We start from the raw sequence: 23,101 nt of genomic DNA, 5'->3' as shown, positions 1-23,101 counted from the left end.
TCACCAAAAAATTGCCCACAAGAGCCCTAGGATCAACACCCACTTGCCGATGTAATAAACGCCGCGATGTGATGCTTTCAGTTTTTTTGCTTGGGCTCTGAGGTGATAAAAATACTTGAACAGAATATTTACAGCCCCAACTTTTTCGCCTTCAACATTTTGAGACGCGGCTGCACTCATCACGTAGTGACCAAACCAGCGATTGAGCCAGCGCACTACTTTTGTATAAACCGGTCTCTCAACATCGCAAAATAGCACTATGCGTTGTTGATCGGTTTCATTCGCAGCAAAGTGAATATAGGTCTCATCAAACATGACGGGCTCGCCATCTTTCCAAAAATAGCGTTCACCATCGACCTCGATAAAGCATTTGGGATCATTCGGTGTGACTAGGCCAATGTGGTAGCGCAGTGAGCCTGCATAAGGGTCGCGATGGCGTACTAGGGTTGCTCCAGGCGGCAAAGAGGCAAACATCGCCGCCTTAATCGAGGGAATCGATTTAAGCAGGGCAACAGTCTTTGGGCAGCTCGATTGGGCTGAAGGCAAGTCCTTTCCATACCAATAGAGATAAAAACGCTTCCAGCCCGTTCTAAAGAAGGAATTAAAGCCAATATCGTTATAACCGGTAGCAGCTGCAATGGCCCCGTCTGCGTTTAATGAAAGAGCTTCTTGGCGAATCGTTTCCCAGTTATCTTGCAAAGGCTTCATCTCTGGAAATTGACTTACTGGAATATAAGCCGTCGCCTTTACTTTGGAAAATAAATATAAAAGCGTATTAATTGGGGCTAATAGAACTTGATAGTCCATTAGTGAGCGCACAATTCCAAAGCGTACTTTGCCTCTGAAATAAACATATAAGGCTGAGACTATAAAAATAAAAAAGACGATGTGACGAATTTGCATGGAGTTAGCCAATTAAGTAAGTGCATCCATTTTAATTTGCCTAAGCTTGTCCAATGGGCTATTTCTTCAGCAGGGATGCCCATATACTTAGCAAAGATAGGTTCGGGTGCCCGATTAGGGTTTATGTGGATATTAGTCTAGGAAGATCGTATGAATAGGTTCATAAAGTGGCTCTTAAGCCTTGTTTTAATTGGGGTTGTGGGTATTTCCCTGTACACCTGGTTCATGCTTACTTGGAGCTATGGCAGCGGTGAACGCGCCGGTTATGTGCAGAAATTTTCGAAACGCGGGTTTATTTGTAAAACTTGGGAAGGGGAGCTGGCGATGGTTTCTATGCCCGGGACAATGTCTGAAAAATTCTACTTTACGGTGCCTGAAGACGCTGTAGCAGAGAAAATTAATGCTAATCTAGGAAAAAAAGTAGCTCTTCAATATCAACAGCACATTGGTTTGCCAACGAGCTGTTTTGGGGATACAGAATATTTCGTATCTGGCATTATCGTTTTGGATGAGTAATTTGTAGTCGTAGTAAAAAATTGCTGTATCGCATCTTTATTTTTATAATTTTTTGTGGTTAAAATCATGTAAGCGTAATGTGCGCTGACATCAATATCTATAAGGAGCTTCACTTGAACAAAGCCGAACTAATCGCAGCGATTGCTGACGACGCGGAGATCTCTAAAGCCAAAGCTGAATTCGCATTGAATTCTGCAATTGAGAACATTATCAAAGCTGTTACCAAAGGCGACTCAGTACAACTGATCGGTTTCGGTACATTTGCATCTGGCAAGCGTGCTGCACGCATGGGCCGCAATCCAAAAACTGGCGAGCCACTCAAAATTGCTGCTGCTAAAACTGTTAAGTTTTCTGCTGGTAAAGCATTTAAAGATTCAGTTAACAAGCGTAAGAAGTAATTCTTTCTTTGTTAATAAAAAAGCCCGGGATACCGGGCTTTTTTATTGCCTGAAGAATGGATTGCTCTCAGATAATTTCCATTAGCTTTGGACTAAGCGGCGATGACGATGAATGCTCATCAAGATACCAGCCCCAAATCCCAGGGTGACCAATGCAGTGCCGCCATAACTGATAAATGGCAGCGGTACGCCAACAACCGGAAGTAAGCCACTAACCATACCAATATTCACGAATGCATACGTGAAGAAAATGAGCGTAACGGATGCGCCTAATAATCGTGTAAATAAGTTAGGTGCACTTGAAGAGATAGTTAAGCCTCTTTTAATGAGTGCAAAGAAAAGTGCAATCAATATGAGGTTGCCTAGCAAACCAAACTCTTCTGAAAAAACAGCAAAGATAAAGTCCGTATGTTTTTCAGGAATAAATTCTAGGTGGGCTTGTGTGCCCTGAAACCAGCCCTTCCCAAAAAATCCACCTGAGCCAATGGCAATCATCGATTGAATAGTGTGAAATCCTTTTCCGAGAGGGTCGCTACTTGGATCGAGCAATGTACAGATACGATGCTTTTGATAGTCATGCACAAATGGCCAGACAACATCGTGTGCACAAATTGTGCCGCCAAAAATAATAATTAAGAGAATGCCAATTACGCCAATACCAACAAAGGGCAAAATCCATTTCCAGGGCAACCCAGCTAAGATGATGACGTACAGCCCAGCTGCAAAAACCAATAGCGCGGTACCCAAGTCCGGTTGACGGGCAATCAGAAAAACGGGTATAGCCAGAATGATCGCTGCAACTCCATAGTCCCAACTCTTCTGAATACCTTCACGCTTTTGAAAGTACCAAGCAAGCATCAGAGGCATAGCAATCTTCATGATTTCAGAAGGCTGAATCACAATGCCAATATTTAACCAACGACGTGCACCTTTTTTGATTAATCCGAATACTGCAACTGCAACGAGCAAGGCAACGCCGAATCCATAAATCCAAACAGCCCCCATCTCTAACCACTTTGGTGGAATACGAGAGACGATCCACATCACTAAGAATGAGAGAGCAAGATTGCGTAGCTCATCAGAAATTTGCACAGGTGTGTTTTGACTTGCAGATAGAAATGTAAAAAAACCAACAGCCGCTAAGCCAAGCAGAATAAGGCCTAGCTGGCGATCTAATCCAGCAAAGATGCTAAAGAAAGCGGATTTAATTTTGATTAAGGGGCTCTTTTCCATTCTGGAACCTCCTTAGGCCACTTGCCCTCAATGTAATAGTCCAGCGCTTGACGTGCAATCGGTGCAGCATACTGCGCACCAAAGCCTGCATTTTCGACTACCATCGCAATCACAATGGTTGGCTTTTCTGCAGGAGCAAACGCAATATATAAAGCATGGTCACGCAAGAACTCTGCAGTAGCACCATGTTTGTAATCTTTCGAATTCAAACTAAAGACTTGTGCAGTACCTGTTTTTCCGCCTACTTGATAGTTGGTACCTTTGAATGCTGCAGCAGATGTGCCGGAGTTGTTCACTTCGACCATGGCTTTTTTGATTACTTCAATATTTTCGGCATTGAGGTCGATTCGATAGCTCTCTTTGGGTGTTGTCAAAACGCGATTACGGGTAAATGGATCTTCAATCGCTTTAACTAAGTGTGGCTTCATCACAATCCCGTTGTTTGCAACGTTTGCCATCGCATGGGCCAACTGCAAAATAGTGAAAGCGTTGTAGCCTTGGCCGATGCCTAAAGAAATCGTTTCACCCTCATACCATTTTTGTTGCTCTGGTTTTTTGAAAGTATTCTTTTTCCACTCTGTGGAAGGAAGAACTCCTTTTGCTTCACCCTGCAAATCAATCCCAGTGATCTGACCAAAGCCAAGCGGCTTCATAAAGTCAGCAATCATATTCACACCCATATCACGAGCAAGCATGTAGTAGTAAGTATCACAAGACTCAACAATAGACTTTTGCATATCCACAATACCGTGACCACCCTTCTTATCGTCACGGAAAGTGTGATTGCCAAAATCAAAATAACCTGGATCTGAAATAGTTTGTGATGGCGTACGCTTTTTATTTTCCAAGGCAGCTAATGCCATGAAAGGCTTATACGTTGAGCCTGGTGGATAGATGCCTTTGAGCGGGCGGTTATAGAGCGGCTTTTGTGGAGAGTCATTGAGCTCTTTCCAGGTAACCGAATCAATTCCTTCAACAAAATCATTCGGGTTAAAGTTGGGCTTGGATACGAAGGCGAGCACATCTCCGGTCGCTGGTTCAATTGCTACGAATGCACCACGAAAGTTTCCATACAACTGTTCAACTAAATATTGCAACTTGATGTCTACCGAGAGAACAATATTTTTTCCAGGAACTGAAGGTGCGCTAGAGAGTGTGCGAACCGGTTTTCCGCCAGCAGTAATTTCTACTTGGTCGTACCCAGGCACACCACGTAGAACGTTTTCGTAACTTTGCTCTAAGCCAATTTTCCCAACGTACTGAATGCCAGGCAAAAAGGAGGCTTGTAGGGCATCAGGATCGTCTGCCTTGGCACCCTCAATTTCGGCCTGCATACGCTCTTTATCTTTTTGAGAAACTCGTCCGATATAGCCTATGAGGTGCGAGGCTAGTTCGTTATAGGGGTACTCACGGAAGCTTCTAGCCCGAATCTCAACCCCTGGAAAGCGGTAGCGATTGGCCATAAACCGGGCTGTTTCGGTCTCATTGAGCATTGAACGCAGTGGAAAAGTGCCCATATTTCGAGAATCTTCCAGGGAGCGCTTGAAATTTCGGCGATCTCTGGGGGAAATATCAATAATTTCAGAAAGCTCATTAATCAGCTGATCTACATTGCCTTTCACCTCTTCGGCATTCACATCGAGCGTAAGAGCAGAGTAGTTCCTACCAATCACAAGACCGTTACGGTCAATAATCAATCCGCGATTTGCTGGGGCAGGTACTAAAGCAATACGATTGCTTTCTGCAAGTAAGGAGTATTTGCTGTGGCTAATGAGTTGGAGCCATACCAAGCGCGTTACCAGTAGCAAGAAGCAAAAGGTAACAAACAAAGTCGCAATATGAATGCGCTCTTGAAATGAGTCGAGATCTGGTTTTTTAAATGAAACCATACAGCTTCTTAGAGTGGCCGATTGTGATCGACGTCAATCGGGCGACGCTGAGGCGCAAGCAATATGCGCGTTGCCACTGGCCAAAGCATTGCCTCAATAAAAGCCTGTATAGCCCCTGTGAGGGCCCACCAGTAAAGCTCTCCGCTGAGTAACCAATGCACTAATACTGGAAATAAAGAGACGAGCAAGAAGACTGGTAGCAGGTGTAGGGCTTGGGATAAAACAGTTAACGCAACAATCCGTCTATGCCAGGAGATGGCAAGGTATGCCACAAGGGAATAGCTAAAAGCATGAAGACCCAGAAGATCCGAGTTATGCACATCCATCATTAAGCCAAGTATGAAAGCGGTGATCACACTGACATAACGATGTTGGTGAATGTTCCAAAACACGATACACAAAATCAACCAGTCAGGAACCCAGCCATAGTTACCGATAGGCAATAAATTTAAGAGCAGCGCACAAAAGAGGCTGAAGTAAATAAACACCGGATTTACCGGACGCAGAATATAGCCGCTTTGGAAATCAATCATTGCATTCCCCTTGCGCGTGTTTGACGGCGACCGGGTGCATTCGTTTGTGGAGCGCCACTGCTTGACTTATTGTTGAGCGTCGGTGCCTTAGCGTCAAACTGTGGATCGTATAAAAATGCCAAGGCTTGGCGGTAGCGATTGACTGCAGCCACCGGAACGCAAAAGACATTGGAAGAGTTCTTGTCGGCGTTTCGTTCAATTTTGCTGATGATGGCCACTGCAAATCCTGGCGGATAAACGCCATCAATACCGGAGGTTAATAAGATGTCTCCAACCTCTAAGTCGCTGGCGACTGGTAAGTAGCGAAGTTCTAGTGGATTGCCGCGGCCTGCCCCAAAAACAGCGGCTCTTAGCCCATTGCGAGCAACTTGGACGGGAACCGCAAAGTCACGATCCTCGAGCAAAGAGACCTCAGCTGAACGATCGTAGAGGCGGACAACTTGCCCAAGAATGCCGGAATCATTGGCAATCGGGTTACCCAGCTTCAAGCCATCATTACTGCCACGATTAATCACAATCCGCTGGGATATTGGATTGGGGGGGTTAAACAGAATTTCTACTGGTAGGGTTTTGAAGGCGACCTGTTTTTGGAGCGCCATCAGTTCACGCAAATTCTGGTTTTCTACCATGAGAAATTCAGATTGATTTGCTAGTAAAGAGAGCTCTGCTTGCCGCGCTTTCATGACTTGATTTTCTTGATCAAGCGTTGAGCGCGTAGTAAAATATTCTGACGTTGCTTCATAAGCATTGCGTGGCGTCATCATGACATATTCAAGGGGGCGCAAAATCCAATTCACATTATTGCGAATTGGATCGAGTGCTTTGAAACGAAAATCGATCAGCATCAGAGCGATGCTGATCGACAGACAGACAATCAGTTTGAGTAAGGCCGGAATGCCCTGTCTGAAAAGTGGTGGAGCGCTATGTTGCAATTCCCTAGTCGACGTGTATGTCGCTTACTCGTGCGAGAACACTCCGCCTAACTTATCCATGCGCTCAAGTGCAATACCGCAACCACGAGCCACGCAAGTTAATGGATCTTCTGCCACATGAATTGGCAAGCCAGTTTCTTCGAGCAAGAGACGATCAAGGTCGCGCAAAAGGGCGCCGCCACCAGTAAGCATCATGCCGCGCTCAGCAATGTCGGACGCCAACTCAGGCGGAATCTGCTCGAGAGCCGCTTTGACTGCGGTGACAATTTGATTCAATGGATCAGTGAGCGCTTCCAAAATTTCATTGCTAGTGACAGTGAAGCTACGGGGGATGCCTTCAGAAAGATTGCGACCTTTAACTTCCATCTCGCGCACTTCAGCACCAGGGAAAGCAGAGCCGATTGTTTTCTTAATTTGTTCAGCAGTTTGTTCACCAATCAACATACCGTAGTTACGACGAATGTAATTGGTAATGGCTTCATCAAACTTATCGCCACCAACACGCACAGAGCCTTTGTAGACCATGCCACCTAATGACATTACGCCTACTTCTGTAGTGCCGCCACCGATGTCTACTACCATCGAACCAGCTGCTTCAGAAACTGGCAGTCCAGAACCGATTGCAGCAGCCATTGGCTCTTCAATCAAAAATACTTGTGATGCGCCTGCACCCAATGCAGATTCACGAATGGCACGACGCTCAACTTGAGTAGAGCCACAAGGAACGCAAATAATGATGCGTGGGCTTGGTTTTAATAATTTGCTTTCATGCACAAGCTTGATAAATTGCTTGAGCATTTGTTCGGTAATAGTGAAGTCGGCAATAACGCCGTCCTTCATTGGGCGGATGGCCTCAATATTTCCTGGAACCCGACCTAACATCGCTTTTGCCTCTTTTCCGACGGCCAAAATGGTTTTTTTGCCATTTGGGCCACCTTCTTGGCGAATCGCCACAACCGAGGGTTCATCGAGGACAATACCCCGCTCACGCATGTAAATTAAGGTGTTGGCGGTTCCTAGGTCGATGGCTAGGTCATTGGAAAAGTAGCTGCGGAAAAAACCAAACATGATGTAGTGGGAAAATAGAAGTTGTTAATAAAAATATATAGGAATGATACTCTAGCGCCCCATGAATCTTGATGATGTCCAGCGCATTGCGCACCTTTCCAGGCTTGAGTTAAACCAAGCAGAAGCTGAAGCGGTTTTGCCTCAATTGCAGGCTATTTTTTCTTTGGTTGAAGAAATGCAAGCCGTCGATACCAGCGGTCTTGAGCCTTTAGCTCATCCGATCCTCTTTTTGCGGGATTTGGCCCAGCCTTTGCGCGCGGATCAGGTTACCGAGTCAGATCATCGTGCTGAAAATATGCAGTCTGCCCCAGCCCAGCAAGATGGCTACTTCTTAGTTCCCAAGGTGATTGAATGAGCTGGCACAACACCCCAATTGCTCTCATGGCGAAAGCCTTAGCCGCAAAAGAAGTCTCTAGTACCGAGTTAACCCAGTACTTTTTAGACAGAATTGAGGCTGGAAAGCGGTGGAATGCTTACTTAAATGTAAGTGCTCACTTAAGTTTAGAGCAAGCCAATAAAGCAGATCAATTAATCTCTTCTGGTAAAGCTGGAAAATTAACAGGTATCCCGGTCGCCCACAAAGATGTCTTTGTGACACGTGGCTGGAAGTCGACTGCGGCATCGAAAATTTTGGATGGATATCAAAGTCCATTTGATGCAACCGTGGTTGCCAATTTGGGAATTCCGGATGAGGGCAATCCGAATGGTGCCGGCATGGTTTGCTTGGGCAAAACCAATATGGACGAATTTGCTATGGGCTCTTCCAATGAGAACTCTGCCTATGGCGCTGTCCTCAACCCCTGGAACTCCGCTCATGTTGCAGGCGGTTCATCAGGTGGCTCTGCCGCAGCTGTTGCAGCGGGATTAGCCCCAATTGCTACCGGCACAGATACGGGCGGTTCAATACGCCAACCAGCGGCATTTTGTGGTCTGACTGGAATTAAACCAACTTATGGGCGTGTCTCGCGTTACGGCATGATTGCCTACGCATCTTCATTGGACCAAGCAGGTCCCATGGGAAAGACTGCTGAAGATTGCGCATTGTTACTTTCCGCTATGTCTTCTCATGATCCGCGCGATTCCACATCGCTTGCAGATTCTGGTGAAGACTATGGTCGTTACCTCAATCAAGCATGGCAAGAAAAAGACGCGAACGCTGTCAAACCACTAGAGGGTTTACGCATTGGCCTACCAAAAGAATTCTTTGCAGAGGGTTTAGCTACAGATGTTGCTAAGTCAGTGCATGAGGCCGCCAAAGTGTTTGAGAGTTTAGGTGCAAAGTTAGTCGAAGTGAGTTTGCCGAAAACGAAATTATCTATTCCGGTGTATTACGTTTTGGCTCCTGCAGAAGCATCCAGTAATTTAAGTCGCTTTGACGGTGTTCGCTACGGACATCGCGCTAGTGAATACAAAGATCTTGGTGATATGTATCAGAAGTCGCGAACTGAAGGTTTTGGTGCTGAAGTAAAGCGACGCATCATGATCGGCACTTATGTCTTGTGTCATGGATATTACGATGCTTACTATTTGCAAGCACAAAAAATTCGTCGCATTATTGCCGCGGATTTTCAGGCAGCCTTTAAGGAGTGTGATGCCATCCTCGGGCCCGTTGCGCCTGATGTGGCTTGGCGACTAGGGGAGAAATCCAAAGACCCAGTACAAATGTATTTGGAGGATATTTATACCCTTTCAACAAATTTGGCGGGCTTACCAGCAATGAGTGCGCCTTGTGGATTTAATCCCAGCAATTTGCCCATTGGTATGCAATTGATTGGCAATTATTTTTCTGAAGCACGTTTATTGCAGGTAGCGCATCAATACCAACAAGCCACTGATTGGCATTTACGTCAAGCAAGCGAGGTGGCATGATGCAATGGGAAGTCGTTATTGGTCTTGAGACCCACGCACAATTACAAACGAATTCAAAAATATTTAGTGGTGCAAGCACACGCTTTGGCGCAGAACCAAATACACAAGCTTGTGCAGTGGATCTCGCATTACCAGGCGTGTTACCGGTTCTCAATCGCCAAGCGGTTGAGCACGCGATCTGTTTTGGCTTGGCTGTAGGCGCAAAGATTTCACCTGCCAGCATTTTTGCGCGCAAGAATTATTTCTATCCTGATTTGCCTAAGGGTTATCAAATTAGCCAGATGGAAATCCCCGTTGTCGTTGGAGGCCAGCTAGAAATTTTGGTTGGTGATGAGGTGAAGCTTGTGCAGCTGACACGTGCCCACATGGAGGAAGATGCTGGCAAATCCGTTCATGAAGAGGGCTTTATTGGCCCCCATGGTGAAGCCTCTAGCGGCATTGATTTAAATCGAGCAGGCACACCGCTTTTAGAGATCGTGACTGAGCCTGTAATGCGAAGTGCTGCCGAAGCAGTTGCCTATGCCAAGGCATTACATACCCTAGTCGTTTGGCTTGGCGTTTGTGACGGCAATATGCAAGAAGGCTCTTTCCGTTGCGATGCCAACGTTTCAGTTCGTCCGATGGGGCAAAAAGAATTTGGTACCCGTTGCGAGATAAAGAATCTAAATTCATTCCGTTTTTTGGAAGAGGCGATTCAATATGAAGTGCGTCGTCAAATTGAGTTAATTGAGGATGGCGGTACGGTTGTTCAAGAAACCCGCCTGTACGATCCTGACCGTGGCGAAACACGCAGTATGCGTAGCAAGGAAGATGCAAATGACTATCGCTATTTTCCTGATCCAGATTTATTGCCTGTAGTCATTGATGAGTCATGGATTAGTACTGTGCGTAGCAAGATGCCTGCGCTTCCTGCACAGCTCCGTGAGCAGTGGCAAAAGGAATATGGTTTGAGTGCTTACGATACTCAGCTACTAACGCAAGATCGTGATACTGCTGCCGTCTTTGAAGAGCTTCTCTCAATTGTTGGTAAGCCATTAGCAAAAGCTGCAGCAAATTTAATCGCTGGTGAATTCGCTTCATCATTAAATCGTGCGGGCCTTGCCGTCAATGATGCCCCATTAAAAGCCGAGCATTTGGCTCCGTTACTCATCCGTGTTGCGGATGGCACGATCTCTAACAAGATTGCTAAAGATATTCTTGCGATCCTATGGGAAGAGGCTATTGCAGGTAAAGCGATGAGCTCAGTCGATCAAATTATTGATGCCAAAGGCTTGAAGCAGATTAGTGATAGTGGCGCCCTAGAAGCCATCATTGATCAGGTGTTGGCAGCTAATCAGAAGTCAGTAGAAGAGTTCCGATCTGGTAAAGAGAAGGCATTCAATGCTCTAGTGGGTCAGATCATGAAGGCATCACAAGGCAAGGCCAATCCTGGCCAGGTAAATGAGCTCTTGCGTAAAAAGCTGAGTTAAGTAGGTTAATAAACAGCAGGCTAAGAAAGAAATAGATGAGCGCAATAGATCCAAAGCAGGCAGAGCAAGAAGAGTTAGTTGCTGAGTGGTTGCGAGCAACCCCAGGTTTTTTTGATCGTTATGCCGATCTCTTTAATGAGATTCGCATTAAGCATCCCCATGAAGATCGTGCGATTTCATTACAAGAGCGGCAGATGACTGTCTTGCGCACCCAAAATCAAGAGCTCAATCGTCGCTTAAGTGAGATGCTGCACTTTGGTAGCCGCAACGACAAGACTCAACAAAGTTTAGTAGCTTGGTTGTTATGTCTAATGAAGGCAAACAATAAGGCTGATGTAGAGGCTGCAATTACTTCGGGATTATCAGAGGTGTTTGAGGTGGAGTCTGCACAATTGTTATCGCCAAATTCTGCATTTGGCCCCTGGATAGATACACCACTTTGTGGCTCAGCTAAAGAGCTCGCAGCAGCCAGCGTGGATTTACTAGCCAGCCAAACCACGATTGATCCTGAGTGGCTAAGCATGGTTGCCATTGGCTTGCCCTTAGGTAAAAGTATTGGCGTTAACCAATCGCCGGCAGTGCTGTTGCTAGCTAGTAAAGACGAAACCCGTTTTACAGCAGATATGGGCGCTTTCTATTTGCGTCAGATTGCCGAACTTACCGCAGCAGCTTTGGATCGTATCCAGGCTTATGAAATTAAAGGCGACTGAACTTCATCCTCTCATGCAGGAATATCTGCATGAGTTACATGTACTGCGTCAACTATCACCGCATACGCTGAAGGCGTATGGTATGGATCTAAGCGATCTACAAAATTTTGCTCTCGAAGATTCCATTGATTTATTAAAAGTCAGCAATGGCCATGTGCGTCGTTGGGCTGGACGCTTGCATTCCAAAGGTAATTCATCCAGAAGTATTGCTAGAGCGCTTTCAGCATGGCGGGGATGGTATGACTGGTTAACAGAGAAAGATGCTCGCCGAGATGCCCGTGCCGGGAAGGTTGCAAGTAATTTAATTGCCAATCCAGTCGATGATGTGAAGGCTCCTAAGCGCCTCAAATCGCTGCCTAAAGCCTTGTCAGTCGAGCAAGCACTTTCCTTGGTCAACCAGGCGGTTAAAGAGGCAGAAGAAAAAAAAGATTTGGAATCCATTCGAGATGCAGCCATTATTGATTTGCTCTATTCCTCGGGCTTGCGTCTTTCTGAGCTCCTGGGGATTGATGTGATGCAAAGCAAAGATCGACAACATGAATCTGCGGGCTGGTTAGACTGGGACGCCGCTGAAGTGACGGTCTTGGGTAAGGGCGGGAAGAGGCGCTCTGTTCCGGTGGGCGCGCCTGCCATGCAATCACTCCTTCAGTGGCGGCAAATGCGTGATGGGGCTAGTTTTGTTGAGCAATCTCAAGCGCTTTTTTTATCTGCAACGGGTAAGCGTTTATCGCCCAGAACAGTGCAAGCGCGTTTGCGAACGCTAGCAATGCGAGCTGGATTGCCCACTCATGTACACCCTCACATGATGCGCCATAGCTTTGCCAGCCATGTATTGCAATCATCACAAGATTTGCGAGCTGTTCAAGAGATGCTGGGGCATGCCAGTATCGCGAGCACTCAGATTTATACCTCACTAGATTTTCAACACCTCGCTCAGGCATACGATAAAGCGCATCCTCGCGCAAAGGCTGGCAAAGGCTGAGGAACTCGGTAAGATAGTAGGTTTCCCACCTTGGGTAAATCAGTTTCTAGATTTTGATTGGATCATTCATGGCATTAATTCCGGTAACCATTTTGACGGGCTTCTTGGGCAGTGGAAAAACCACCTTGCTCAAACATATTCTGACTGAGCAACATGGTAAAAAAATTGCGGTCATCGAAAATGAATTCGGCGAAGAGAATATTGATAACGACATCTTGGTTCAAGACAATCAAGAAAATATTGTGCAAATGAGCAATGGCTGTATTTGTTGCACCATTCGCGGTGACCTGGTTGAAGCGCTAAATACGCTTTGGGAGCAACGCAAAGATAAAAAAATTCAGTTTGATCGCGTTGTCATTGAAACAACTGGAGTGGCTAACCCAGGCCCAGTAGCCCAAACATTCTTCATGGATGATGATGTGGCTGATCATTACGTATTGGATGCTGTTGTGACCTTAGTGGATGCCAAACATGGGCAGCAACAGCTCAATGAGCATGAAGAGGCGCAGCGCCAAGTAGGCTTTGCAGATCAAATCTTTATTACCAAGACCGATCTCGTTACTCCCGCTGAGGTGGAGGCCTTGCGTTGTCGTCTAATGCACATGAACCCGAGAGCCCCAATTACAGGAATCTCTAAAGGAGTGGTGCCATTAGATGCGGTTTTAGATCTCAAAGGTTTCAACCTGAATGCGAAGCTGGATATTGACCCTCATTTTTTAGAGCAAGATGACCACGATCATGAGCATTGCGGGCATGACCATTCACACGATCATGATCACAGCACTTGTGGGCACGATCATAGTCATGATCATCACGGCCATGCAGGCCATACAGATCGCATCCAATCCTTCGTTTTTCGTAGTGATAAACCCTTTGATCATAAAAAGCTGGAAGACTTCCTGGGAGGCATTTTGGAGGTCTTTGGTGAGAAGATGTTGCGTTATAAGGGCGTCCTGTATGTCAAGGGAAGTAACCGAAAAGTGGTCTTCCAGGGGGTTCATCAGATGATGGGGAGCGATTTGGCAGGCCCTTGGGGTGCTGAGCCTAAGCAAACTCGGATGGTCTTCATAGGCATCGATCTGCCTAAAGACACCCTACTGGCTGGGCTTGAGGGATGTTTGGCCTAGGAAGATTCGGGTACAATCCGCCGCCACGGTCAAGATTGATGAATATTAATAAAAGGGCCGTAAAAGTTTGGCAGAATGAGGCAATAATGCTTCAAACCAGGAAAGAATGAGATGACGGTAAAAACAGCAACAAAACCAGCGACCGCTGCAAAAGCAAGCAGCAAGGTTGCGAGCACTAAGGTTGCAAAAGGTGCGCCATTAACTGAAGTGGAATTGCTCAAAATGTCCGACAAGGACTACATGAATGCAGCTCAGTTAGATTTTTTCCGCCAGAAGCTGTTGACTCTCAAAGACGACATTTTGAAGAATGCTTCGGAGACTACGGAGCATTTACGTGAAAATATTCTAGTTCCAGATCCTGCTGATCGTGCAACTATTGAAGAAGAGCATGCATTGGAATTGCGCACGCGTGATCGTGAGCGCAAGCTGCTTAAAAAAGTTGAACAGGCATTGGCTCGTATTGAATCTGGCGACTATGGTTGGTGTGAAGAGACTGGCGAGCCAATTGGCTTAAACCGTTTAATTGCAAGGCCTACAGCCAACTTATCTCTTGAGGCTCAAGAGCGTCGTGAACTCCGCCAAAAATTGTTTGGCGAATAAATTCTGATTAAACATGACTGAACGTTTACCAACTTTGGGAGATATTCCTCCCATATTAAAAGCAGAGATATTGGCTGAGGCATTGCCTTACATTCGTCAATATCACGGCAAAACCATCGTGATTAAGTACGGTGGAAATGCGATGGTGGAAGAGCGTCTGAAGGAAAGTTTTGCACGTGATGTCATTTTGTTGAAGTTGGTTGGTATGAACCCAGTAGTGGTTCATGGCGGCGGCCCACAAATTGATGAGGCATTAAAAAAGATTGGCAAAGCAGGTACCTTCATACAGGGCATGCGCGTCACCGATGAAGAAACCATGGAAGTGGTGGAGTGGGTGCTTGGAGGCGAAGTCCAGCAAGATATTGTGATGTTGATTAACCACTTTGGCGGCCAAGCAGTTGGCTTGACTGGTAAAGATGGCGGCTTGATTCATGCGAAAAAGATGATGGTGCCAAGCGATACAGATCCTAGTCAAAAAATTGATCTGGGTTTTGTGGGGGAGATTGAAGCCATCAATCCTGCGGTCGTTAAGGCCCTCCAAGATGACGCCTTTATTCCTGTGATCTCTCCAATTGGTTTTAGTGAAGAAGGTCAGGCTTACAACATCAATGCTGACTTGGTTGCCGGTAAGATGGCTGAAATCTTGCATGCAGAGAAATTGGTAATGATGACCAATATTCCTGGTGTGATGGATAAAAACGGCAAATTGCTTACGGATTTAACTGCTAGAGAAATAGATGCACTCTTTGCAGATGGCACTATCTCTGGTGGCATGCTACCGAAGATTTCTTCTGCTTTAGATGCAGCAAAAAGTGGCGTGAACTCTGTACACATCATTGATGGACGGATTGAGCACTCTCTCCTATTGGAAATTTTGACCGAGCAAGCTTTCGGTACGATGATTCGTTCGAGATAAGCAAACCATATGCCTTCATCTTTAGAGCCGATCAATCTCGACGACAGCAGCGTAGATGCTGGCAAGACGCGTAAGCGTCCTCGCCCAGGCGAGCGCCGTCTGCAAATTCTGCAAGTGCTTGCTGAGATGTTGCAGAACCCTAAAAGTGAGCGAGTTACTACTGCGGCTTTAGCAGCGAAGATTCAAGTTTCAGAAGCGGCTTTGTATCGTCATTTTGCGAGTAAAGCGCAAATGTTCGAGGGTTTGATTTCCTTTATTGAGCAAACTGTCTTTGGTTTAATTAATCAAATCAATCAAAAAGAAGAATCTGGTCTTGCTCAGGCTAGAGGAATCTTGCAAATGCTTTTATTCTTCGCTGAGAAGAATCCTGGTATGACCCGCGTTCTTTTAGGCGATGCTTTGTTACAAGAGGATGATCGTTTGCAAGAGCGAATTACTCAGGTTCTTGATCGCGTGGAAGCTTCTCTAAAGCAGGCTTTACGTATTGCACAAACTCAAGGCGGGGCTTGGGCAAAGGTCAGTCAAGACGAGGTGAGTATTCGTGCTGCCTTGTTGATGAGTTTTGTTTTGGGTCGTTGGCATCGATTCGCTCGCAGCGGTTTCAAAAAATTGCCAACAGAAGCCTCTGAAATTAGTCTGCGCATCCTTCTCTCAGAATGAGCGAGTTACACCTCTCTAGAAATACCATCCATTTTGCCGAGCCCCTGCCTTTGCAGAGTGGCGCCATGTTATCTGGCTATGATTTAGTCATTGAAACGTATGGCAAGCTCAATGCTGATAAAAGTAATGCGGTTCTAATTTGTCATGCACTCAACGCATCGCATCACGTAGCAGGCCCTAGCCCAGAGGATCCAGAAGATATTGGCTGGTGGGACAACATGATCGGCCCCGGCAAGCCTGTAGATACCGATCATTTCTTCGTGATTGGCGTGAATAATTTAGGCTCCTGTTTTGGCTCTACTGGGCCAATGAGCATCAACCCAGAGACTAGTAAGCCTTATGGCGCAGACTTCCCGGTTGTTACTGTTGAGGATTGGGTAAACACCCAGGCACGTCTTGCAGATAAATTGGGTATTCGTAAGTTTGCTGCAGTCATGGGAGGTAGTTTGGGTGGTATGCAAGCGATGGCTTGGGCCATCCAGTTTCCAAAGCGCTTAGACCACTGTGTCGTGATTGCATCCACTCCAAAATTGAGCGCACAGAACATTGCTTTTAATGAGGTAGCACGCAATGCCATTTTGTCTGACCCAGATTTTCATGGCGGCAATTACTACGAGCATGGCGTAGTACCTAAACGTGGTTTGCGTTTAGCGCGTATGGTTGGTCATATCACCTATTTATCTGACGACGACATGGCTGAAAAATTTGGCCGTGAGTTACAGCGCCCTCATGGCGAATCAAACGATTATCGTTTTAGTTTTGATGTCGAGTTTGAGGTTGAGAGTTATTTGCGTCACCAAGGAGATAAGTTCTCCACTTACTTTGATGCCAATACGTATTTGTTAATTACTCGTGCCCTGGATTATTTTGATCCTTCTCGTCGTTATGACGGTAGCTTGAATCGAGCTTTAGCTGAAGTACAAGCAAAATTCTTGGTAGTGAGTTTCTCAACCGATTGGCGCTTCCCGCCCAACCGTAGTCGCGAGATTGTTCAGTCTTTGCTGAGCAATAAGAGTGAAGTGAGCTACGCTGAAATTGATGCACCTCATGGACATGACGCATTCTTGTTGGATGATGAACGCTATCACAACCTGGTGCGAGCCTACTTTGCGCAAATGCTGGAGGTCCAGTCATGATCGTGATGCATAAGCGAGCAGACTTTGCAGCGATTGCCAATTGGATTTCTCCCAATAGTCAGGTGTTGGATTTGGGTTGTGGTGATGGCAGTTTCTTAAAGTATTTGCAAACACAAAAGCCGGTTCATGCTTATGGGGTTGAGATCGATGACGCACGCGTACTCGCTTGTGTCCAAAAAGGGCTGAATGTCATTCAGCAAGATCTAGAAGGTGGCCTTGCACTCTTCGAGGATGCTAGTTTTGACACTGTTGTGCTCTCTCAGACTTTGCAGACCATTCATGAAACCGAAACGATTTTGCGTGAAGTGGTGCGTGTTGGCAAAGAATGCATTGTTTCTTTCCCGAACTTTGGCCATTGGTCACATCGATTGGCAGTTGGACTAGGCCGTATGCCAGTATCTAAGAGCCTGCCCTATCAGTGGTACAACACACCTAATGTGCGCGTACTCACGGTGGCCGACTTCGAAAATTTAGCTTCAAGTCTGGGCCTCAAAGTGCTTGATCAATGTATCTTGCACGAGGGACAACAGGTCACCTTACTGCCAAATCTTTTTGGCAGTTTGGCACTCTTCCGCGTTCGCAGCGCCTAAATCCGTGCTCAAAGCAGTTCAGTCTTGGCTGAGTGAGTTTCGGGTTTATCTCGAATGGCCATGTCTTCGCATGTTGTTTCTGGGTTTCTCTGCAGGGCTTCCTCTGTTGCTGATTCTAGGAACCTTGAGCTTCTGGTTACGTGAGGCTGGCATTGATCGCAGTACCATTGGCTACTTAACTTGGGTGGGCTTGATTTATGCCTTTAAGTGGGCTTGGGCGCCACTGGTTGACCGCCTGCAAATTCCGCTTTTAACCAAACTCTTTGGGCGTCGCCGAAGCTGGTTGCTCTTTGCTCAGGCACTCATCATCTTGGGGCTGGTGGCGATGTCGACGTTGGATCCAAAGCTTGCCCTGAACTCAGTAGTATGGTGTGCCCTCCTAGTTGCCTTTGGTTCAGCAACGCAAGATATAGCATTAGATGCTTTCCGGATTGAGTCTGCTAATAGTGATCATCAGGCTGCTTTAGCAGCTACTTATCAAACAGGATATCGACTCGCTTTAATTTGGTCAGGTGCAGGCGTCTTATGGCTTGCTGCCAGAGCAGAATCTGGCAGTGGTTATGATGCCAGTGCCTGGCAGTTTGCGTATCTTTGTATGGCCGCATCTATTGGGGTTGGTGTAATCACCACCTTATTGAGTAAAGAACCTGCGCGATATGAATTAGCCAAAGTGCGCACCGCTAAAGCATGGCTTTATCAAACCTTGGTGGAGCCATTTGCAGAGTTCCTTACGCGTTATCGTTGGCATGCAGTATTGATTTTGTCTCTCATTGCCGTGTACCGTATCAGCGATGTGGTGATGGGAATTATGGCCAACCCATTTTATGTAGACATGGGGTACACCAAAGATGAAGTAGCTGCTGTGAGCAAAGTGTTTGGCGTAGTGATGACTCTGGTTGGCGCCTTCATTGGTGGAGTACTGACACTGCGTTTTGGCGTTCTGCGAATTCTATTTGTGGGTGCTGTGCTGTCAGCAGTAAGCAATCTATTGTTCGCCTGGCTTGCAACCCAGGGGCACGATTTACATGGATTAATTTGGGTTATCTCTGCAGATAATTTGAGCTCAGGCATTGCTAGTGCTGCTTTTATTGCTTTCCTATCTGCCCTGACTAATATCCGATATTCAGCAACTCAATACGCTCTCTTTAGTTCAATGATGCTTTTGTTGCCTAAGTGGCTCGCAGGCTTCTCGGGCGTTTTTGTTGATAACTATGGATATCAAGCATTTTTTTACGGCACCGCCATTATTGGCGCCCCAGTTCTCATACTCATTTGGGCAACGATTCACTTCAATGTCGTTCAGATTAAAAAAGAAATCGAATAGTTTTTAAAGCTTCCAGTCGTAGTCAACCGTGAGTGGTGCGTGATCTGAGAAGCGCTCATCTTTGTAGACTGATGTTTTGATTGCACTAGCAGCAATGCTTGGTGTACTGATGTGATAGTCAATTCGCCATCCGACATTCTTGGCATAAGCTTGGCCGCGATTACTCCACCAGGTGTAGCAAGACTCTCCAGCATCAGGTTCAAGTTTGCGATAGACATCTACATAGCCTACCTGATCAAATAAGTTCGTTAGCCAGGCACGCTCTTCAGGTAAGAAACCAGAATTTTTAACATTACCTTTCCAGTTCTTAAGATCGATTTCATGATGGGCAATATTAACGTCGCCGCAGAGCACGATTTCTCGCCCCGATTTTTTGAGCTTGAGCAGGTGAGGCAAAAAGCTGTCGAGATAGCGATATTTAGCCTCTTGGCGTTCGGGGGAGCTTGAGCCTGAGGGCATATAGACGGAAATCACCGATAAGCCTTTGAAGCGCGCCTCGACATAGCGACCCTCTGCATCAAATTCTTCATTCCCATAGCCGTATAAGACCTCATCTGGCTTATGGGGGGTATAGATACCGCAGCCACTGTAGCCTTTTTTTTCTGCATGGTGAAAGAAGCCATGCATCCCATCGGGGTTCAGAATTGCGTCCTCTAGGTCATCTCGTTGAGCCTTGAGTTCTTGCATGCAAATGAAGTCCGCCTTTTGTTGAACAGCCCAGGGCAGAAAGCCCTTTTTGACTGCAGAACGGATACCGTTGAGGTTCGCTGAAATGATGCGTAACATGTAGGCCTATGAGCTCAAATAATTCAAATCAAGATAAATTTATTCACTTCGCCTTGGAGGCAAAGGTTTTGTCCTTCGGGGAGTTTAAAACCAAAGCAGGCAGACTCTCGCCATATTTTTTTAATGCGGGAGGATTTAATGATGGAGCTCGTTTAAGCGCCTTGGGTCGTTATTACGCTAATGCTCTAAAAGAATCCAAAATTCAGTTCGATATGCTTTATGGCCCAGCTTACAAGGGCATCACATTAGCCGCTACCACTGCAATTGCCTTAGCTGATGGGGGTTTAAACATTCCTTTTGCTTATAACCGTAAAGAAGCTAAAGATCATGGTGAGGGTGGCTCATTAGTTGGCGCTCCAGTAAAGGGGAAAGTGGTCATTATTGATGATGTGATTTCTGCAGGAACATCTGTACGTGAATCCGTCGATCTTATTCGGGGGGCTGGTGCAGAGCCAGTAGCAGTCTTAATTGCCTTAGATCGGATGGAGCGTTCTGGCAATGCTATCGAGATCGGCGAGCACTCCGCTGTACAAGCGGTTGAACAAGAATTTGGTTTGCCAGTCATTGCCATTGCTAACCTAGCAGATTTAATGGCTTTCTTAACCGCATCTAGCGACACTGAGCTCAGCAATTACTTGCCGGCAGTGAAGGCTTATCGAGACCAATACGGAATCTAAGGCAGCACTCTCTTAGATTTCTGTTTCACCTTCAAAGACGGTAACTGCTGGGCCTGTCATGATGACTGGCTGAACAATATTATGCGCAATGCCACCCCAAGCAATTTGTAAATCGCCCCCGCGAGTATGAACTTTTACGGGTGAGTCTAATAAACCTCTGCGGATTCCTGAAACAACCGCCGCACAGGCGCCCGTACCGCAGGCTAGCGTCTCTCCAGCGCCGCGTTCATAGACGCGCAATTTGATTTCATGGCGATTCATGACCTGCATATAGCCCGCATTGACTCTATTGGGAAACGCCGGATAACTTTCAATTTCTGGACCTTCTTCTAAAACAGCTGCGCTATCGACATCAGCAACTACTTGAACCGCATGAGGGTTGCCCATTGAGATAACCCCGACAAGGCTGTCATGAGTGGCTGGCTGATTTAAAGGAAGCGCATAAAGTATTTCCTGAAACGCTTGAACACTTGCTAAGCCATTCGCATTAAATGGAATCTGATTATGTTCAAAAATGGGCGCACCCATATCCACCTCAACTTGACCATCGGGGTGGGATTTCAGTGTAAGGACGGTATGTGCTACTTCAACACGCAATGGGTTTTTGGTGGATAGGCCTTGGTCTAAAACAAAGCGAACAAAACAGCGGGAGCCATTGCCACATTGCTCTACTTCGCCGCCATCAGCATTAAAAATGCGATAGCGAAAATCCGCATCAGGGCGAGTAGCCTTTTCTACTATCAAAATTTGATCAGCACCAACACCAAATTGCCGATGAGCTAAGGTTTGCCACTGCTCTGTAGTGATATCACTCAGATCTTGATCGATACCATTGAGCACAATGAAATCGTTGCCAGCACCATGCATTTTGGTGAAGCGCAACTTCCGTGTCGGTGAATGTGTGCTCAAAATAGTTCTACTTAATCGTAAAGGCTGGGTTCGCCAGGCGGTCTATGTTTAAAACGTTTATGTACCCAATAGTACTCTGCCGGTCTTTCACGAACAAGTTCTTCAATGTATTGATTTAAGCGCGCGGTATCTTTTTCTGGGTCATCACTCGGAAAATTGGGAAGTGGCTTGCTAATGTGACAGGTATAACCTTTCCGATCTTTGTTCAGAGTTGTGGTCATGAGATTGACTTCTGCATTGGTAAGCTTGGCTAGGCGTGATACTGAGTCCACCGTGCTAGTCTGAATGCCAAAGAAGGGTACGAAAATAGAATCCTGTGGTCCTAAGTCGATGTCTGGAGCAATGATGGCTACATTGCCACTTTTGAGCTCGCGGAGCAGATCGCGCAAGCGATGCTGCCTTTCAATCGATTGACCTCCAAATCGATCGCGCCATTGCACCATCTTCTGATTAAAAAGCGGGTTCTTCATTTTTTGATATAAACCAACACCATTGGGCCAATGATTGCGAGCACTTAAGGCAGAAAACGCCATGAAGCCCCCCTCGAGACCAACAAAATGGGGGTTTACTAGGATGCGTGGTTTCTTGTCGCCAAGATCAATTTCCGAGCTGATGGAAACAAACGCAAGAATTTGTTTCCTAGTCCCAAGCCATACTCGGCTGCGTTCAACTACGCTACGACCAAATAATTTCCAGTGCTCTAGTGCGAGGGCATCAATATCTTTTTCAGTGAGACTGGGAAAACACAGTCGCAAATTCGTTTTCACCACTCGGGAGCGGCTATTGGGAATATGGGCAGCAAGCCAACCAAGTGCATAACCTACATAAATTGTTATGAAGTAGGGAAGAAAGGCAAAGAGGCGCAGTAAGCTGAGCCCTAAGAAATTGAAGAGGTTGGATAACCAGGCCATTTCAAAAAATAATAAAGTTCTATTAAGGAGTTGGTGGCAATTCTGCACCGGCGGGATGCTTGTAGCGTTTGTATGACCAAATAAATTGTTCTGGAGCAACTAAGACCGCATTTTCAATGGCAACATTTAATTCTGCAGCTGCAATGTTGGCGTTCTCAGATAGCGGAGTCAGCCGAGTGGCTTGCATGAGCCAGCCTTCACCGATCTTCTTTCGTTTGGCAGTAAACATCACCACTGGGGTATTGTTGCGATTCGCAAGTCGGGCGGGCAATGGTGTGGTGTATGCAGGACGTCCAAAGAAGGGCACCCAAACACCCTCTCCACCACTAGGCACTTGATCGGGAAGAATGCCAATTGCTTCACCGCGCGTGAGTGCCCGCGTCATTTGGCGCACGCCATTGAGGTTGGTGGGGACAAAATGCATATTGGGATACGCGCGACCTGTTTCCACTACTTCATTGAGCCACTCTTGACGTGAGGGCCTGTACAAAATAGTTGCTGGAAAATGTTGTGCCAATACCCGAGGAATAATTTCAAAGCCGCCAAGGTGAGGGGTTAGCATCACTAATCCATGGCCTTCATTGATAGCAGTTTCTACTACATCCCAGTTTGTCACTTCAACTAATTTGAGTGCTTTCTCGGGGTTATGCCAGATCCATAAGCTATCTGAGAACAGCATTCCTGAGGCTCGAATCGCTTCCCAAAGTTTGCATGGCAAGCCGTGAAGTTTTACAACTCTCTCATATTGAGGGCGAAACAGTGAGCGATATTGTTTTGAGCCAACATAGGCTAGCAAGCCAAAAAATGACCCAATAATCTGGACCAAGGAGAGGGGAAGTGCGGCAATCGCTTTGAGGCTGAGTTGAAGAAGAAGTGTTCTCACCCCCCAATGATATTCAATGCTGCCCCTAGGGCCAAATTTATCTGCGCCTTGATGGGAGCGCCTATTTGGGATAGAATTGA

General features: G+C 46.3%; 25 protein-coding genes. 15 read left to right on the top strand and 10 right to left on the bottom strand.

The features are described 5' to 3' along the window. Positions 1 to 897, bottom strand: a complete 897-nt coding sequence (locus C2757_RS08600; RefSeq protein WP_251366822.1) for an aspartyl/asparaginyl beta-hydroxylase domain-containing protein — start codon at positions 895 to 897, stop codon at positions 1 to 3. Positions 898 to 1,053: 156 nt separating this feature from the next. Between C2757_RS08600 and C2757_RS08595 the strand changes: the two genes are divergently transcribed. Continuing rightward, positions 1,054 to 1,419 (top strand): hypothetical protein, encoded by a 366-nt coding sequence (locus tag C2757_RS08595; RefSeq protein WP_215374412.1) that lies wholly within the window; start codon positions 1,054 to 1,056, stop codon positions 1,417 to 1,419. Positions 1,420 to 1,532: 113 nt separating this feature from the next. After that, positions 1,533 to 1,817: an HU family DNA-binding protein gene (locus C2757_RS08590; RefSeq protein WP_087908896.1), complete on the top strand. Its 285-nt coding sequence runs from the start codon at positions 1,533 to 1,535 to the stop codon at positions 1,815 to 1,817. Between the two features lie 81 nt (positions 1,818 to 1,898). On the opposite strand, the gene rodA is transcribed toward C2757_RS08590, so the two are convergent. The 5 genes from rodA to C2757_RS08565 are packed head-to-tail and all read right to left on the bottom strand — an operon-like array spanning position 1,899 to position 7,472. Continuing rightward, positions 1,899 to 3,050: a rod shape-determining protein RodA gene (gene rodA / locus C2757_RS08585; protein WP_215374410.1), complete on the bottom strand. Its 1,152-nt coding sequence runs from the start codon at positions 3,048 to 3,050 to the stop codon at positions 1,899 to 1,901. Beyond that, positions 3,032 to 4,939 carry a penicillin-binding protein 2 gene (mrdA, locus tag C2757_RS08580; RefSeq protein WP_215374408.1) on the bottom strand — a complete coding sequence of 636 codons (1,908 nt, stop codon included), beginning with the start codon at positions 4,937 to 4,939 and terminating at the stop codon, positions 3,032 to 3,034. The genes rodA and mrdA overlap by 19 nt, the downstream gene beginning before the upstream one ends. Positions 4,940 to 4,947: 8 nt before the next feature. Next, the gene (gene mreD / locus C2757_RS08575) at positions 4,948 to 5,472 is read right to left on the bottom strand and encodes a rod shape-determining protein MreD (protein ID WP_215374406.1); all 525 of its coding nucleotides are present in this window, start codon (positions 5,470 to 5,472) and stop codon (positions 4,948 to 4,950) included. Beyond that, positions 5,469 to 6,404: a rod shape-determining protein MreC gene (mreC, locus tag C2757_RS08570; protein ID WP_215374403.1), complete on the bottom strand. Its 936-nt coding sequence runs from the start codon at positions 6,402 to 6,404 to the stop codon at positions 5,469 to 5,471. The genes mreD and mreC overlap by 4 nt, the downstream gene beginning before the upstream one ends. 24 nt (positions 6,405 to 6,428) lie before the next feature. After that, entirely contained in the window at positions 6,429 to 7,472 is a 1,044-nt protein-coding gene (locus C2757_RS08565; RefSeq protein ID WP_215374401.1) for a rod shape-determining protein, read from the bottom strand. A 61-nt stretch (positions 7,473 to 7,533) separates the two neighbouring features. Here C2757_RS08565 and gatC point away from each other — a divergent pair, with 61 nt between their 5' ends. The 12 genes from gatC (at position 7,534) to C2757_RS08505 (ending at position 18,855) form a co-directional block, all read left to right on the top strand. Further along, the gene (gene gatC / locus C2757_RS08560; protein ID WP_215374398.1) at positions 7,534 to 7,827 is read left to right on the top strand and encodes an Asp-tRNA(Asn)/Glu-tRNA(Gln) amidotransferase subunit GatC; all 294 of its coding nucleotides are present in this window, start codon (positions 7,534 to 7,536) and stop codon (positions 7,825 to 7,827) included. Beyond that, complete coding sequence (gene gatA / locus C2757_RS08555) at positions 7,824 to 9,341, top strand: Asp-tRNA(Asn)/Glu-tRNA(Gln) amidotransferase subunit GatA (RefSeq protein WP_215374395.1); 1,518 nt, start codon at positions 7,824 to 7,826, stop codon at positions 9,339 to 9,341. The genes gatC and gatA overlap by 4 nt, the downstream gene beginning before the upstream one ends. Continuing rightward, complete coding sequence (gene gatB / locus C2757_RS08550; protein ID WP_215377068.1) at positions 9,341 to 10,810, top strand: Asp-tRNA(Asn)/Glu-tRNA(Gln) amidotransferase subunit GatB; 1,470 nt, start codon at positions 9,341 to 9,343, stop codon at positions 10,808 to 10,810. The genes gatA and gatB overlap by 1 nt, the downstream gene beginning before the upstream one ends. 35 nt (positions 10,811 to 10,845) lie before the next feature. After that, the gene (locus tag C2757_RS08545; protein WP_215374392.1) at positions 10,846 to 11,520 is read left to right on the top strand and encodes a DUF484 family protein; all 675 of its coding nucleotides are present in this window, start codon (positions 10,846 to 10,848) and stop codon (positions 11,518 to 11,520) included. Then, positions 11,501 to 12,502 (top strand): tyrosine recombinase XerC, encoded by a 1,002-nt coding sequence (locus tag C2757_RS08540; RefSeq protein ID WP_215374390.1) that lies wholly within the window; start codon positions 11,501 to 11,503, stop codon positions 12,500 to 12,502. The genes C2757_RS08545 and C2757_RS08540 overlap by 20 nt, the downstream gene beginning before the upstream one ends. A 68-nt stretch (positions 12,503 to 12,570) precedes the next feature. Continuing rightward, on the top strand, positions 12,571 to 13,629 hold the full coding sequence (locus tag C2757_RS08535) for a GTP-binding protein (protein ID WP_215374386.1): 1,059 nt from the start codon (positions 12,571 to 12,573) through the stop codon (positions 13,627 to 13,629). Positions 13,630 to 13,851: 222 nt separating this feature from the next. Next, positions 13,852 to 14,229 carry an RNA polymerase-binding protein DksA gene (gene dksA, locus C2757_RS08530; RefSeq protein ID WP_050747259.1) on the top strand — a complete coding sequence of 126 codons (378 nt, stop codon included), beginning with the start codon at positions 13,852 to 13,854 and terminating at the stop codon, positions 14,227 to 14,229. A gap of 13 nt (positions 14,230 to 14,242) precedes the next feature. Continuing rightward, complete coding sequence (gene argB / locus C2757_RS08525) at positions 14,243 to 15,145, top strand: acetylglutamate kinase (RefSeq protein ID WP_215374383.1); 903 nt, start codon at positions 14,243 to 14,245, stop codon at positions 15,143 to 15,145. Between the two features lie 9 nt (positions 15,146 to 15,154). Then, the gene (gene slmA, locus C2757_RS08520; RefSeq protein WP_215374380.1) at positions 15,155 to 15,805 is read left to right on the top strand and encodes a nucleoid occlusion factor SlmA; all 651 of its coding nucleotides are present in this window, start codon (positions 15,155 to 15,157) and stop codon (positions 15,803 to 15,805) included. Continuing rightward, on the top strand, positions 15,802 to 16,941 hold the full coding sequence (locus tag C2757_RS08515) for a homoserine O-acetyltransferase (RefSeq protein ID WP_215374377.1): 1,140 nt from the start codon (positions 15,802 to 15,804) through the stop codon (positions 16,939 to 16,941). Before slmA ends, C2757_RS08515 begins: the two co-directional genes overlap by 4 nt. Next, positions 16,938 to 17,531 (top strand): methionine biosynthesis protein MetW, encoded by a 594-nt coding sequence (metW, locus tag C2757_RS08510; protein WP_215374374.1) that lies wholly within the window; start codon positions 16,938 to 16,940, stop codon positions 17,529 to 17,531. Before C2757_RS08515 ends, metW begins: the two co-directional genes overlap by 4 nt. Continuing rightward, entirely contained in the window at positions 17,494 to 18,855 is a 1,362-nt protein-coding gene (locus C2757_RS08505; RefSeq protein WP_371817018.1) for an MFS transporter, read from the top strand. The genes metW and C2757_RS08505 overlap by 38 nt, the downstream gene beginning before the upstream one ends. Before the next feature lie 3 nt (positions 18,856 to 18,858). Here the strand turns inward: C2757_RS08505 and C2757_RS08500 are convergent, their stop codons facing one another. Next, positions 18,859 to 19,641, bottom strand: coding sequence for an exodeoxyribonuclease III (locus C2757_RS08500; protein WP_215374371.1), 783 nt, complete (start codon positions 19,639 to 19,641; stop codon positions 18,859 to 18,861). An 8-nt stretch (positions 19,642 to 19,649) separates the two neighbouring features. On the opposite strand from C2757_RS08500, the gene pyrE reads away from it, so the two are divergent. After that, positions 19,650 to 20,318 carry an orotate phosphoribosyltransferase gene (gene pyrE, locus C2757_RS08495; protein WP_215374368.1) on the top strand — a complete coding sequence of 223 codons (669 nt, stop codon included), beginning with the start codon at positions 19,650 to 19,652 and terminating at the stop codon, positions 20,316 to 20,318. A gap of 12 nt (positions 20,319 to 20,330) precedes the next feature. Here the strand turns inward: pyrE and dapF are convergent, their stop codons facing one another. The 3 genes from dapF to C2757_RS08480 are packed head-to-tail and all read right to left on the bottom strand — an operon-like array spanning position 20,331 to position 23,021. Continuing rightward, the gene (gene dapF / locus C2757_RS08490) at positions 20,331 to 21,185 is read right to left on the bottom strand and encodes a diaminopimelate epimerase (RefSeq protein ID WP_215377063.1); all 855 of its coding nucleotides are present in this window, start codon (positions 21,183 to 21,185) and stop codon (positions 20,331 to 20,333) included. A 53-nt stretch (positions 21,186 to 21,238) separates the two neighbouring features. Beyond that, on the bottom strand, positions 21,239 to 22,138 hold the full coding sequence (locus tag C2757_RS08485; RefSeq protein ID WP_215374365.1) for a lipid A biosynthesis acyltransferase: 900 nt from the start codon (positions 22,136 to 22,138) through the stop codon (positions 21,239 to 21,241). 22 nt (positions 22,139 to 22,160) lie between these two features. After that, positions 22,161 to 23,021, bottom strand: coding sequence for a lysophospholipid acyltransferase family protein (locus tag C2757_RS08480; RefSeq protein WP_251366742.1), 861 nt, complete (start codon positions 23,019 to 23,021; stop codon positions 22,161 to 22,163). Positions 23,022 to 23,101 lie beyond the last annotated feature (80 nt).

Source organism: Polynucleobacter sp. MWH-Svant-W18, assembly GCF_018687495.1.
GTDB lineage: Bacteria > Pseudomonadota > Gammaproteobacteria > Burkholderiales > Burkholderiaceae > Polynucleobacter.
This window is presented reverse-complemented; position numbering and strand designations above follow the sequence as displayed.